The organism is Kitasatospora sp. NPDC004289, from assembly GCF_053602875.1.
Window position 1 is genome coordinate 1 of record NZ_JBSGEL010000126.1, and the last position, 12,760, is coordinate 12,760.

Sequence of the window (12,760 nt, forward strand, 5' to 3'; positions counted from 1 at the left end):
TCCTTCGTCGCACTGACCGCCCCTCAGCTGGCCCGCCGCCTCTCCCGCGCCCCCGGACCGAACCTCACCGGCGCGATGGCCGTCGGCGCGGCCCTGACCGTCGGCGCCGACCTGCTCGGACAGCACCTGGTGGCCGGCCGGCAGCTGCCGGTGGGCGTGGTGACGGGCGTGCTCGGCGGCGGCTACCTGGTGTGGCTGATGGCCACCGAACGCAAGGCAGGACGGATATGACGGCCCGACAGGAAGAGACCACCAAGGTGACCACCGCGCTCCCCTCCTCCCGGCTCGCGGGGCAGGGACTGACCCTCGCCTACGAGCAGCGCACCATCGCCGAGGGCCTGGAGGTGGCGATCCCGGACAACTCCTTCACGGTGATCGTCGGCCCCAACGCCTGCGGCAAGTCCACCCTGCTGCGCGCGCTGGCCCGGGTGCTCAAGCCCAAGGCCGGCCGGGTGCTGCTGGACGGCGCGGACATCGCCTCGCTGCCCCCGCGCACCGTGGCCCGCACCCTCGGTCTGCTGCCGCAGACCTCCATCGCCCCCGACGGCATCACCGTCGCCGAGCTGGTCTCCCGCGGCCGCCACCCCCACCAGGGCCTGCTGCGGCAGTGGTCCCGCGAGGACGAGCGGATCACCGACGAGTCGATGGCCGCGACGGGCGTGCTGGAACTGGCCGACCGTCAGGTGGACGAGCTCTCCGGCGGCCAGCGCCAGCGGGTCTGGATCGCCATGGCCCTGGCCCAGCAGACCCCCTTGCTGCTGCTGGACGAGCCCACCACCTACCTGGACATCGCGCACCAGATCGAGGTGCTCGACCTCTGCGCCCGCCTGCACGAGGAGCAGGGCCGGACCTTGGTCGCCGTCCTGCACGACCTCAACCACGCCGCCCGGTACGCCACCCACCTGATCGCCATGCGCGACGGCCGGGTGCTGGCCGAGGGGGACCCGGCGCGGATCGTCACCGCGGAGCTGGTCGAGGAGGTGTTCCGCCTGCCCTGCCGCGTGATCGAGGATCCGGAGACCGGCAAGCCGCTGGTCATCCCGGCGGCGCGGGCCCGGACCTGACACGGTGTCCGCTCTCTGGTGTAGACCAAATGGTTGAGTCCAATCGGGCGTGGTACCCCGCAGGGTTGACCCGGTGGTGCTCGAAGTAGCCCGCTCGTTCGATGACGCGACCATGGCCAACTGGAAGTCTCTGGTCCCGCAAGCACTGCTCACCGGAACACCGGAAACGGGAAGGCACCTCCATGAAGCTCCGTGCACTGGGCCTGGCCACCACGCTGGCCGCCTCCGCGTTCATCACCGTCGCGACCGGCACCGCCGCCCACGCCGTCGGCTGCGGCTCCACGCCGGCCGCGGTCAGCCCCAAGACCGCCACCGTCGACGGCCCGTACAACTCCTACAACCTCTACAACGGCCCGGCCACCAACTGTGGCACCCACGGCTCCCCGGTGCCGGACCGCTCCGGTGCCACAGCCCTCTGCTCGGCCAACATCACCGGCACCACCTGGTACTACATGGACACGGTGAGCGGCAAGGGCTGGATCTCCTCGGCCAACGTCAAGCTCTACAGCGGTCTCCCGGGCGTCTGCAAGTGACGTCCGCCTGACACCCCGTCGGACCTCCCGACCTCGGCACCACGAACGGCCCGCCTCCCCCTGGCGGGCCGTTCGCCGTCCCGGGCCGTTCGCCGTCACCCGGGTCGGTCACGCCAGGGCCTCGGCGATCCGGCGGAGCGTGGCGCGGTGGACGTCCGGGTCGTGGGCGCCGGTGGTGACCAGCACCTCCTCGGCGCCGGCGAGCTCGACCAGCCCGTCGAGCTCGGTGCGGACCTCCTCCGCCGTCCCGGCCACCTGGCCGGCCACCGTGCGGTCGAAGAGCTCCCGCTCACGCGGCGTCAGCTCCGCGGCCCGGACCCGCTCGGGGGAGGGCAGAGAGGGGAAGGCGCCGTCGGAGCGGGAGCGGACGATCGCCCAGGCCTCGGGTGCCAGCAGGTCGCGGGCCTCGGCGGCGGTGCCGGCCACGGCCACCGGGGCGGCGAGCAGGACGCGCGGCTCGGCGCACCAGGGGGAGGGGCGGAAGGCCTCCCGGTACTCGGTCACGACGCCGAGCAGGCGCTCGCGGTCGTGCAGCCCGCCGACCACCACCGGCAAGCCCGCCCCGGCGGCGATCCGGCCGCCCTCGCCCATCGCCAGGACGTACGGCGCCACCGGCTCGACGTCGTCCGGCTGGACCCGCACCCGGAGGTGGCGGGCCGTCGTCCCCTCGCCCAACCAGTCGAGCAGTTCGGCGAGTTGGGAGGGGAACGCGTCCGCGTCCGCCCGTCCGTGGCCGAGCGCCTCCTGGATCGCCCTGGTGAACCCGACCGAGCGTCCCACCCCGAGGTCGATCCGCCCCGGGAACAGCGCGGACAGCACCCGGAACTGCTCCGCCACCACCACCGGCCGGTGGTTGGGCAGCATCACGCCCCCGGTGCCGATCCTGATCCGCCCGGTCCGCGCGGCCACGGCCGCGGCCAGCACCGTGGGCGCGGACCCGGCGATGCCGGGCACCCCGTGGTGCTCCGACAGCCAGAACCGGTGGTACCCCGCCTCCTCGGCGGCCACCGCCGTCCGTACCGTCTCGCGCAGCGCCTCCGCCGCCCCGTGCCCGTCCCGGACGTGCGAGCGGTCCAGCACGGAGAGCCTGTACCTGGTACCCATGTCGCGAGTCTACGAGGGCGGGGACTGCGCCGACGGGGGGAAGGCGGCCGCGGTCCTGCGTGTCCGGGCCGGTCGGGACGGGTGGCGCGGTAGGGATGGTGGCCCGGGGCACCGCCGGGCCGAACGCCGTGCGGGCCCGACCGCAGGAGGAGGACCGATGCCGGGAACCGAGGGCCCCAGGCTGCTGATGGCCCGTCACGGGCTCACCGCCTGGGCCAGGTCGGGCCAGCACACCGGCCGCACCGACCTGCCGCTGCTGCCGCTCGGCGAACGCCGCGCCGAACTGCTGGGGCGGAGGCTGCACGCGGCTCCCTGGGACGGCCTCACCGGCGCCGAGGTCCGCACCAGCCCGCTCGCGCGCGCCCGGCGCACCTGCGAGCTGGCCGGCTTCGGCGACCGCGCCACCGTCTGGGAGGCACTCACCGAGGTCGACTACGGCGAGTACGAGGGCCTCACCACCGCGCAGATCCACCAGCACCGGCCGGACTGGCAGCTCTGGCGCGACGGCACCCCCGGCGGCGAGGGGCTCGACGCGATCACCGCCCGCGCCGACGCCGTCGTCACCTGGGCCCGCAACGGCGAGGGCGACCGACTCGTCTTCGCGCACGCCCACATCCTGTGCGCCGTCGCCGCCCGCTGGCTCGGCCAGCCCGTCGGCTTCGCCGCCCACCTCCGCCTGGGCCCCGCCTCCCTGTCCGTCCTCGGGCTGCAGCACGGCGTACCGGCCCTGCTCCGCTGGAACGACGACGCCCACGTCCAGGCGGACGCCGACGGCCGGGGCTGACGGGCCGTCGGCTCAGGGGGCGGGGCGCCCGCGGCTCACCTGTCGGTGAGCGGGTCGGTCGGCCGGAGCACCCACTTCTGCGTGCCCGCCGCGTTCACGAGTTCCCGCAGCAGCCGTCCTTCCGCCACCATGCGCTTGGCGAACTCCTGCCAGGTGTTGCCGTCGTGCTCACGTGTCCACCTCATCCGGACGTCCTCGGTCGGGGTGTTGTACTTCCGGTCCACGACGATCGCCGCTCGCGCGTTGGTGATCTTCTCCCAGAAGAAGGCCTCGATGGCGCTCTCGTCGGCGGGCTCCTCGGGCAGGCCGAGGAGTTCGCGGATCTGGCCCGGGGTGGTCGCCAGCCTGCTCTGGGTGTACAGCTCGCTCACCTGCCGGTAGGAGTCGTCCAACAGGGGGTTCCCGGCGCCGTGCGGCAGCTCCAGGTAGTCGACCCTGCTGTCGGTCAGCCGCAGTCTGACCTGCGGGCCGACGACCAGGTACTTCACCTCGGCCTGATCGAGCGTCACCGTTCCCGAACCGTGCAGTTCGAGCCGGTCCACGACGATCCGGCTGACCGACCTGGCGCTGTCCGCCGTCCCGTGGACGTTGGCCCAGAGCTCACCGAGGCTGGCCATGGTCGCGCGGCACTCGTCGGTGGAGGGCGCGGAGCGGACCAGCTCCTGGAGCGTGGAGACCAGGGCGGTGGGCGTCTCCCCGCGATCCGTCAGCCACATCGAGGTGATGAGTTTCGCGCACAGTGCGGAAATGGCCACCTCGGACAGCAGGGCCACCGCCTGCTGGAAGGGCACCCGGACGACCTGCCGGGCGAGGAAGTGCTCGGCTATCGCGAGATGGGTGAACCTGAAGGAGTGCTCGTGCTCGGACTGCTCCGCACTCAGCCCGCACAGTGCGCCCAGCCGACGGCGCCCCGGGGCGTCGAGCTCCCTGCCCCGGACGATCTCGGCAGCGGTCGCGAGATCGTCCTCGGTCACCTCGGCGGTGACGTGGCGAGCGGTCAGTTCCGCGATCTCGCAGAAGATCTGCGCGAGTTCGTCCTGGGTGAAGGGCTCGCCACCCGGGATGTCCTTGAACTTGCGGACCTCGCGCCGGAGGTAGGTGTCGACCACGAACCGCAGGAACTCGCTCGAGTCGCCGGCCTGCTTCCAGGCGGCGTAGGCCAGGCAGAAGAACGGCGTCTTCAACAACTGCCTGACTTCCGGGTCCTCCTGGATCGTGTCGATCGACAGGTGGTTGGTGAGCTGGTCGAGCTGCTTCCGCTTCCACGGCTGGAGCTTCATCGTCGTCAGTTGGTGGTGGGATTCCTTGGAGAGGCTCCTGCGCAGTCGCACCTCGGAGTAGGTCGCCCGTGCGGACAGGATGACGACCCCTCGGTTGCGGAGCCCCTCCAGGATCGTCCGCATGCCGGACAGCGGGTCGTCGTAGGTGCGGAAGCCCAGCATCTCGTCGAAGCCGTCGATCACCAGGACGGCCAGGCCGACCCGGCACAGCGCCAGCACCGTGTCCCGGTCGAGGATGCGGGTACCGGCCACGCGCTCGGTGATCAGCTTGTCCAGGCTGGACGCGCTGGACTGGCTGGAGGAGATGTAGATCGCCACCGGGTCGAGGTCGCCGCCCGTGGTGAGCGTCTCGTCGGCGAACTGGAGGAGGCTGTGGGTCTTGCCGGCGCCGGCTTCGCCCGTGAGCGTGATGAGGTGCGTGCTGCCGTTGTAGGAGTGGACGCCCCTGGTGACCTCGGCACAGGCGGCGCTGATCGTCAGGTCCTCGTGGTTCGGCCCCAGGTAGACGTCGTCGAACTGCACCATGGTCGGCACGTGGGGCACCTGCTGGCTGAGGTCCGGGAACAGGTGCTGGCTGATGCGCTTCTCGATCTCGACCTGGTCGTCGAGTTCGGCCCGCAGCCGCTTCCGGAGCAGCGACCAGTTGCAGACGTCCGCCAGGAACGCCTTGTAGGGCAGGAGCCCCGCTTCGGTCAGCCACTTCCTGCCGTTGTCGGCGGTGTCGATGACGAACCGGTCGACGCGGGGCACCGGGCCGTCGGAGCTGCGCCGCTCCCAGTGCACGACGATCGGATCGGACAGCGGCACCACGATGTCGACGGACCCGCGTTCGGCGAAGCACTTGACGTCCCGTTCGAGGTCGAACGCGAAGTCGTCGAGGAGACGGTCACTCCGTTCGAAGTCGAGCGTGTTGAGCGAGCGGACCACCGGCGCGTCCGTCACGTGGATCACGTCGCCCTGGCGCGGCCAGTAGGTCGCGGCCGAACCCGAGAACGAGTTCAACGCTCCGAAGCCGTCCTTGTCCGATCGGAAGTACGGCGCCAACTCGCCCGCGTGGCCGTGCCGGTGCACGCGCACGATGCGCTCGGCGTTGTCGGACAGCACCTGGTGGAGGATCGAACCGTCGATGCCGGGCGGGACCGGACCGCCGTGGTACACCTGGTTGCGGGCCTCTCTGATCGACAGCACCGGAGCGGCCACCACCGGGGTCCGGACGCTGTCCGCGACGGCGGTCGCGTCGGCCAGGCACTCGGGGCAGCCCAGGCGCGCGCTCTGCTTCGCGACATACTCGGCCCAGCTCTCCAGGGAGCCGCGCACGCTGAACCGCAGCGGCTTGTCGTCCGCGGCGGCGCACAGCAACCCCAGGACCCGGAGCTGGTACTCCACGTGGGCCAGCGATCTGGTGGGCTCCTGCTCGACGGGTGGTGCCGAGACGAGATCCGCGATGGTCACATCAGCTCCAGCTCGTGTGGAAGGCGACGGTCGGGAGGATCTACCAATCAGAGGAGCTGACGGTGTGTCAAGTACGGGTGCCGAACGGGCTGGTGAGCCGGCCCGGCCGATGGTCAGGTCCGGGGCCCGGGGGGCTTCAGCGGTTCGGGGTGACCAGGCCGGTCTCGTAGGCGAGGACGACGGCCTGGGCGCGGTCGCGGAGGTGGAGCTTGGCGAAGATGCGGGCGACGTGGGTCTTGACGGTGGCCTCGCTGAGGGTGAGGTGGCGGGCGAGTTCGGCGTTGGAGAGGCCGGTGCCGAGGAGGGTGAGGACCTCGCGCTCGCGGGTGGTGAGGGGGGTGAGGTCGGGGTGTGGGGCGGGCGGGGAGGCGGGGTGGGCGAAGCGCTCGACCAGGCGGCGGGTGATGGAGGGGGCGAGCAGGGCGTCGCCGGTGGTGACCAGGCGGACGGCGTTGGCCAGGTGTTCGGCGGTGACGTCCTTGAGCAGGAAGCCGCTGGCTCCGAGGGAGAGCGCGGAGTAGACGTAGTGGTCGAGGTCGAAGGTGGTGAGCATGACCACCTTGGTGGCGGGTGCCTCGGCCAGGATCTGCCGGGCGGCGGCCAGGCCGTCGAGGACCGGCATCCGGATGTCGAGCAGCACGACGTCGGGCCGGGTGCGGCGGACGGCCGAGACGGCCTCGGAGCCGTCGGCGGCCTCGGCCACCACGTCGATCCCGCGGGCCGTCAGGATCAGCCGGAAGCCGGTGCGGATGAGCTCCTGGTCGTCGGCGATCACGACGCGGGGGGAGGGGGCGGCGGTGGTCACGGGCGGTCCAGGGGGATGCGGGCGCGGACCCGGTAGCCGCCGCCGAGGCGGCGGCGGGCGTCGAGGTCGCCGCCGTGGACGGCGACCCGTTCGCGCAGGCCGGTCAGGCCGTGCCCGGCGCCGTCCGGGGCGGGGGTCGTGCGGAGCCGGGGGGCCGAGCCGGTGAGGACGCTGGGGCCGCCGTTCAGGACCTCCACCCGCAGGGCGTGGTCGGCGTAACGGATCGTCACCTCGGCCCCGCTGCCGTCCCCGTGCTTCAGCGCGTTGGTCAGGGCCTCCTGCACGATCCGGTAGGCCGTGACGTCGATGCCGCCCGGCAGCGGGCGCGGTTCGCCGGAGATCCGGACCTCGACCGGCAGGCCGGCGAAGGCGATCCGGTCCACCAGGGACCCGAGCCGCGCCAGGCCCGGCTGCGGGGTGAGGAGGGCGGCGGGGTCCTCCGGTTCGGAGCCGTCCTGGGGCGGGGCCAGCAGGCCGAGCAGCTGGCGCAGCTCGGTCATGGTGCTGCGCCCGGCCACCTCGACGGCGGCCATCGCGGTCGCGGCCTCGTCCGGGAGCGTGGACAGCACCTCACGGGCGGCCCCGGCCTGCACGACCATCAGGCTCACGTTGTGGCTCACCACGTCGTGCAACTCGGCGGCGATCCGGGCCCGTTCGGCCCGCACGGCGCTCTCGGCGGCGGCCGCCCGCTCGCGCTCCAGCAGCCAGCCGCGCTCCTCCAGCACGGCGCGGTGCAGCCGCCGCGCGCGGCGCAGCGCGAACGCCAGGGCGGCGGCCGCGAGCACCGGTACGGCGACCGCCAAGGTCACTCCCAGCCCCCACATGGCCGTCATCCTCGCAGGCCGGAGCCCGGTCGCCATCGTCCGGGGGAGGGGGCGCCCATACATCTGCGGGATGACGGCCGCCGCAGGCTGCACCCGGGGAGGGACGCGGGCCGCGGGCGTCGCCTTCTAGGTTTCTCGGCATGACGAACGATCACGAGGGGGTCCGGCCGCCGGTGGTGCGGTTGGACGGGGTGCGCAGGGCGTACGGGGAGACGGACGCGCTGGCCGGGGTCTCGCTGGAGATCGGGGCGGGCGAGGCGGTCGCCGTGATGGGGCCCTCGGGCTGCGGCAAGTCCACCCTGCTGAACATGGTGGCCGGGCTGGACCGCCCGACCTCCGGCACGGTGACGGTGAACGGGCAGGACCTGGGCGGGCTGGACGAGACCGGGCTGGCGCTCTACCGGCGGCGGCAGGTCGGCATGGTGTTCCAGTTCTTCAACCTGCTGGACGACCTTCCGGCCCTGGACAACGTGGCGCTGGCCGCGCAGCTCACCGGCACGCCGGCCAAGCAGGCCCGGCGGCGGGCGCTGGAGCTGATGGAGGAACTGGGCATCGCTGGCCGGCGCAACGCCTACCCGGCGGTGCTCAGCGGCGGCGAACGCCAACGGGTCGCGGTGGCGCGGGCCTTGATGAACCGTCCGGCCCTGCTGCTGGCGGACGAGCCGACCGGGGCGCTGGACAGCCGCTCCGGCGAGCAGGTGATGGACCTGCTGATCGACCTCAACCAGATCGGGCAGACGCTGCTGATGGTCACCCACGACCCGCTGCTGGCCTCGCGCTGCGCGAGCCGGTTGGTGGAGCTCGCGGACGGCCGGGTGCTGCGGGAGAGCACCGTCGGGGGCGGCGCGGCGGGGAAGGCCGGCGCGGGAACGGGGGGTGCCCGGTGAGCGCGGTGTGGCGGGCGGCCCGGGGCGGGGTGCGGCGGCGCCGGCTGCAGATGACGGTGATCGGCCTGGTGGTGTTCGTCGCCACGGCCACGGTGGTGCTGGCGCTGGGCCTGCTGGTGGCGCTCTCCGCCCCCTTCGACCGGGCCTTCGAGAAGCAGCGCGGCGCGCACGTCACGGCGGTCTACGACGCTTCCGAGGTGACGGCCGGCCAGCTCGCCGAACGGGCGGGCGGCCCCGGCGTCGAGGCGGCCGCCGGGCCCTTCGACACCGTCTCGCCGGCGCTGGCCAGGACACTGCCCGGGGTGTCGGAGGGGGCCTTCGACCTGGTCGGCCGGTCCGGACCGGGCGGCTCGGTCGACCGGGTCGAGCTGGTGGCCGGCCGGTGGGCCACCGCCCCCGGCGAGGTGGTGGTGAACCAGGAGGGCGGGATGCTCCGGCCCGAGTTGGTCGGCAGCAGGCTGTCGCTGCGCGGCGGCACCGAGCTGACGGTGGTGGGCGCGGCGATCTCGATGAGCCGGACCGCGGACGGCTGGGCCGTCCCCGAGCAGGTGGCGGCCCTGCACCCCACGGGGCGTCAGATGCTCTACCGCTTCAAGGACTCCGGCACCGCGCGGGAGCTGCGCGCGGCCGTGGCCGCAGTCGGCGAGGGCCTGCCCGAGGGCGCCCTGACGGCGGTCCGCAGCCACCTGGAGCTGCGGGCGGCGTTCTCCGCGACGGCCGAGGCGTACCTGCCGGTGATGTCGCTGTTCGGTGTGCTCGGCGTGCTGGTCGCGGTGCTGATCGTGGCGAACGTGGTGAGCGGCGCGGTGGTCTCCGGCCTGCGGCAGATCGGGGTGCTCAAGGCGATCGGCTTCACCCCGAACCAGGTGCTGGGCGTCCACCTGCTGATGGTCACCGTCCCGGCGGTGGCCGGGGCGCTGCCGGGCATCGCGCTGGGCGCCGCCCTCAGCGGGCCGGTGCTCAAGTCCGCCTTCCAGGGCGTGCTGCGGGGCAGCGCGGAGATCGGCGTCGACGGCTGGGTGTACGCGGTCGCCTTGGTCGGCGTACCGCTGGTGGTGGCACTGGCCGCGCTGCTGCCGGCCCTGCGCGCCCACCGCCTGCCGGCCGCCCGGGTGCTCACCGCGGGCAGCGCGCCGACGGCCGGGCGGGGGCTGCGGGTGCAGCGGTGGCTGGCCGCCACCCGGCTGCCGCGCGCCGTCAGCCTCGGGCTCGGCCAGCCGTTCACCCGCCCCGCCCGCACGGCGCTGACCCTGGCGGCGGTGCTGCTCGGCGTCACCACCGTCACGCTCAGCACCGGGCTGACCGGCACGCTGGTCGGCCTCGGCGAGGTGGGCCGCAGCGACGGCGCGGCCCGGATCTCGGTCTGGGCCGGGCGGCCCGAGTTCGGCGAGACGGCACCGAGGCTGACCGGGGAGGAGGTGGAGCGCCTGCTGCGCACCACGCCGGGGGCGGCGGGCGTGACGGCGGAGGCCATCGCGGAGGTGGGCCTGGCCGGCTCCACCGAACAGCTCGCGGCCTTCTTCCGGCGCGGCGACCCCGACCCGGGGAAGACCGAACGGCTGATCTCCGGACGGGTGTTGGGGGAGGCGCCGGGTGAGGTGGTGGTGTCCCCGGGCTACCTGCGGCAGCACGGCGCGCGGGTCGGCGACCGGATCGCCCTGGAACTGGACGGGCGGCGGGCCGAGGCCGTGATCGTCGGGGCCGAGCTGGACGGTGACGCCCGCTTCGTGGAGGTGAGTTGGGCCACCCTGGCACAGCTTGCCCCGGAGGCGAAGGCGGTCCACTACCAGGTCCGGCTGGCCCCGGGCGCGGACGCCCGGGCGTACCGGGAGGCCGTGGCGGCGGCCGAGCCCGGGCTGCTCCCCTCGCTGACCGACGACGGCAGCACCGCGAGCACCACGCTGGTGGCCTTCTCCGCGGTCTTCACCCTCCTGATCACGGCGGTGGCCGCGCTCGGGGTCTTCAACACCGTGCTGCTGAACAGCCGGGAGCGCCGCCGGGACCTCGGCATGCTGAAGTCGATCGGGATGACCCCGCGTCAGGTCACGGTGATGTTCGTGACCTCGATGACGGTGGTGGGCGTGGTGGGCGGCGCGCTGGGCATCCCGCTGGGGATGGTGGCGCACCGGGTGCTGGTGGACCACATCGGGGTGGTGGTCTTCCCGGAGTCCCTCAAGGCGGTCTGGCACCTGCCCCAGCTGGCCGTGGTCGGGACCTCCGGGGTGGTGATCGCGGTGCTCGGAGCCCTCCTGCCGGCCCGTTCGGCGGGGCGGCGGACCAGCGCCTCGGTGCTGCGGACCGAGTGAGGGCGGCCGTCGGCCGTCAGCTCTCGGAGAGGCTGACGGCCAGCCAGACCCGGTCGCCCCGGCGGTCGACGGAGACGCAGCGGTCGCGTCGGTCCAGCAGGTAGCCGTTGGGTCGGCAGGGTTCGGCCGAGGCCTTGAGGATCCGGGCGGTCTCCTCGGGCGGCAGGCCCGCCGTGCTGTGGACCTCCCAGAAGAGGCTGCAGATGCTGGAGCCGCAGCTCTCCTCGTGCTCGCGGGTCAGGGTGAAGCCGGCCGGCACGGCCGGGGCGGCCCGCGGGACCCCGCTCGCCGAGTGGAACATCACCAGTGCCGCGAACGGGGTGAGGGCGGCCACGGCGCCCAGCTGGACGCCGAACAGCACGTTGGCGACGGAGACCCGGAGCGGCCGGCGCGCGGGCCGGGGGCCGCCGAGCAGGTCGCGTTCGGCGTAGCGGCCGCCGAGCACGAGCAGCCCGGCCAGGATCACGTACTCCAGGTAGAACTCGGGGGCGCCCCGGAAGGTCCACCACCCGAGGGCGTGGCCCTCCAGGGCCACCGTCCCGGCCAGCAGGGCCAGTCCGACCGGGACGCCGACCGTCCGGGTGCGGGCCGTCACCGCCCAGCAGAGCAGCGGCAACGCCACGTACAGGTAGATCACGACCACCGGGTCCCCCGACTCCGTCCGTGCCACCACGGATCCAATTCCCCGAAGGGTATGCGGAACTGACGGTGCGGTACGTACGCGTTCGGTAACAGAGCGGGGAGCGGCCCTCAGGCGGGGGTGCTGCGACGGGCGGCGAGCAGGGCGAGGAACTCCTCGGGGTGGTCGAGGCTGATCCGGAGTTCGCGCAGGCGCAGGGACAGGCCGGTGACGCGGCAGCGGGCCGGGGGTTCGACGGTCAGGGAGACGAGGCCGCGGGAGGAGCCGTTGACCAGCCAGTAGCCGGAGAAGCCGTGCACGCCCCAGCCGGTGACGGGCCGTCGGTCCGGGACGGCGGAGGTGATCGAGGCCAGCGGGATCCGGGCGCGGAAGGCCCAGCCCATCCGGACGTGGACGGTGTCGTGGTCGACCGTCACGGTGGAGCGGCTCGGCGGCAGGGCCGTGGCCCGGGCGAGCGGGGTGAACCAGCGGTCGTGCCGGATGGTGAAGGTCGACTGCTGGGTCGGCACGGCGGTGGGTCTCCTGACGGTCGGTGGTTCGTCCAGAAGGACACCGTAGACCGACGGGCAGGTGCCCTGCCCGATCGGGCAGGGCGGGTGGCACCGGCGGACGGCCGGAGGGTCGTGACCTTGGTCGGGCGCGGGCACCACGCTGGGCGTGCCGTGTCGGGGTTGAGGGAGGATCAGGATGCCGTCGTACCAGTCGCCCGGTGTCTACATCGAGGAGGTGGAGGCCGGGTCGCGCCCGATCGAGGGGGTCGGCACCGCCGTGGCCGCATTCGTCGGTCTGGCGGCCAGGGGTCCGTTCGACGCGCCGACGCTGGTGACCAACTGGAGCCAGTACGTCCGGGAGTTCGGGGAGTTCGTGGCGGGCGAGTACCTCGCGCACGCGGTGTACGGCTACTTCCTGAACGGCGGCGGGGTCTGCTACGTGGTGCGGGTCGGCGCGGGCGCGGAAGCGCCGGCCGAGGAGGTGCCTCCGGCGGCGGCTCCCGGCAGGCGCGGGGCCAGGGGAGCCGACCAGGCTGCGGCACTGCCGGCCCTGCTCGACGACCTGGGGCTGCCCGTACCGCCCGGCCTGG

Annotated in this window: 12 protein-coding genes and 1 pseudogene; 7 read left to right on the forward strand and 6 right to left on the reverse strand. The window is 73.6% G+C overall.

Going from position 1 to position 12,760, the window contains the following annotated elements:
* From ACWEPF_RS38525 to ACWEPF_RS38535, 3 genes are all read left to right on the forward strand, one after another.
* On the forward strand, window positions 1–231 hold a 231-nt coding region (locus ACWEPF_RS38525), incomplete at its 5' end, for an iron chelate uptake ABC transporter family permease subunit (RefSeq protein ID WP_452176320.1).
* On the forward strand, window positions 228–1,064 hold the full coding sequence (locus ACWEPF_RS38530) for an ABC transporter ATP-binding protein (RefSeq protein ID WP_345288232.1): 837 nt from the start codon (window positions 228–230) through the stop codon (window positions 1,062–1,064). The genes ACWEPF_RS38525 and ACWEPF_RS38530, both read left to right, overlap by 4 nt.
* 182 nt (window positions 1,065–1,246) lie before the next feature.
* On the forward strand, window positions 1,247–1,597 hold the full coding sequence (locus ACWEPF_RS38535; protein ID WP_452176321.1) for a hypothetical protein: 351 nt from the start codon (window positions 1,247–1,249) through the stop codon (window positions 1,595–1,597).
* Between the two features lie 108 nt (window positions 1,598–1,705).
* Here ACWEPF_RS38535 and ACWEPF_RS38540 read toward each other — a convergent pair whose 3' ends face one another.
* Window positions 1,706–2,701 carry an MsnO8 family LLM class oxidoreductase gene (locus ACWEPF_RS38540; RefSeq protein ID WP_452176322.1) on the reverse strand — a complete coding sequence of 332 codons (996 nt, stop codon included), beginning with the start codon at window positions 2,699–2,701 and terminating at the stop codon, window positions 1,706–1,708.
* 157 nt (window positions 2,702–2,858) lie between these two features.
* On the opposite strand from ACWEPF_RS38540, the gene ACWEPF_RS38545 reads away from it, so the two are divergent.
* The gene (locus ACWEPF_RS38545) at window positions 2,859–3,485 is read left to right on the forward strand and encodes a histidine phosphatase family protein (RefSeq protein ID WP_452176323.1); all 627 of its coding nucleotides are present in this window, start codon (window positions 2,859–2,861) and stop codon (window positions 3,483–3,485) included.
* A gap of 35 nt (window positions 3,486–3,520) precedes the next feature.
* On the opposite strand, the gene ACWEPF_RS38550 is transcribed toward ACWEPF_RS38545, so the two are convergent.
* The 3 genes from ACWEPF_RS38550 to ACWEPF_RS38560 all read right to left on the reverse strand — a co-directional run bounded on the left by ACWEPF_RS38550 (window position 3,521) and on the right by ACWEPF_RS38560 (window position 7,846).
* Window positions 3,521–6,217 (reverse strand): NACHT domain-containing protein, encoded by a 2,697-nt coding sequence (locus ACWEPF_RS38550; protein WP_452176324.1) that lies wholly within the window; start codon window positions 6,215–6,217, stop codon window positions 3,521–3,523.
* 136 nt (window positions 6,218–6,353) lie between these two features.
* A complete protein-coding gene (locus tag ACWEPF_RS38555) occupies window positions 6,354–7,022 on the reverse strand; it encodes a response regulator (RefSeq protein ID WP_452176325.1) in 669 nt (222 codons plus the stop codon).
* On the reverse strand, window positions 7,019–7,846 hold the full coding sequence (locus ACWEPF_RS38560) for a sensor histidine kinase (protein ID WP_452176326.1): 828 nt from the start codon (window positions 7,844–7,846) through the stop codon (window positions 7,019–7,021). Before ACWEPF_RS38560 ends, ACWEPF_RS38555 begins: the two co-directional genes overlap by 4 nt.
* 140 nt (window positions 7,847–7,986) lie before the next feature.
* On the opposite strand from ACWEPF_RS38560, the gene ACWEPF_RS38565 reads away from it, so the two are divergent.
* Both ACWEPF_RS38565 and ACWEPF_RS38570 read left to right on the forward strand, forming a co-directional pair.
* Window positions 7,987–8,733 (forward strand): ABC transporter ATP-binding protein, encoded by a 747-nt coding sequence (locus tag ACWEPF_RS38565; RefSeq protein WP_452176327.1) that lies wholly within the window; start codon window positions 7,987–7,989, stop codon window positions 8,731–8,733.
* Window positions 8,730–11,039 (forward strand): FtsX-like permease family protein, encoded by a 2,310-nt coding sequence (locus ACWEPF_RS38570; RefSeq protein WP_452176328.1) that lies wholly within the window; start codon window positions 8,730–8,732, stop codon window positions 11,037–11,039. Before ACWEPF_RS38565 ends, ACWEPF_RS38570 begins: the two co-directional genes overlap by 4 nt.
* A gap of 16 nt (window positions 11,040–11,055) precedes the next feature.
* Here the strand turns inward: ACWEPF_RS38570 and ACWEPF_RS38575 are convergent, their stop codons facing one another.
* Window positions 11,056–11,712 (reverse strand): hypothetical protein, encoded by a 657-nt coding sequence (locus tag ACWEPF_RS38575; protein ID WP_452176329.1) that lies wholly within the window; start codon window positions 11,710–11,712, stop codon window positions 11,056–11,058.
* Window positions 11,713–11,789: 77 nt separating this feature from the next.
* A complete protein-coding gene (locus tag ACWEPF_RS38580; protein WP_452176330.1) occupies window positions 11,790–12,188 on the reverse strand; it encodes a hypothetical protein in 399 nt (132 codons plus the stop codon).
* A 178-nt stretch (window positions 12,189–12,366) separates the two neighbouring features.
* On the opposite strand from ACWEPF_RS38580, the pseudogene ACWEPF_RS38585 reads away from it, so the two are divergent.
* Window positions 12,367–12,760: pseudogene (locus tag ACWEPF_RS38585) on the forward strand (phage tail sheath family protein); the annotation flags it as partial.

Bases quoted from the DNA above. Each gene is read 5' to 3' on its own strand.
- ACWEPF_RS38530 (WP_345288232.1), top strand. From the start codon at position 228: ATGACGGCCCGACAGGAAGAGACCACCAAGGTGACCACCGCGCTCCCC.
- ACWEPF_RS38535 (WP_452176321.1), top strand. From the start codon at position 1,247: ATGAAGCTCCGTGCACTGGGCCTGGCCACCACGCTGGCCGCCTCCGCG.
- ACWEPF_RS38540 (WP_452176322.1), bottom strand. From the start codon at position 2,701: ATGGGTACCAGGTACAGGCTCTCCGTGCTGGACCGCTCGCACGTCCGG.
- ACWEPF_RS38545 (WP_452176323.1), top strand. From the start codon at position 2,859: ATGCCGGGAACCGAGGGCCCCAGGCTGCTGATGGCCCGTCACGGGCTC.
- ACWEPF_RS38560 (WP_452176326.1), bottom strand. From the start codon at position 7,846: ATGTGGGGGCTGGGAGTGACCTTGGCGGTCGCCGTACCGGTGCTCGCG.
- ACWEPF_RS38565 (WP_452176327.1), top strand. From the start codon at position 7,987: ATGACGAACGATCACGAGGGGGTCCGGCCGCCGGTGGTGCGGTTGGAC.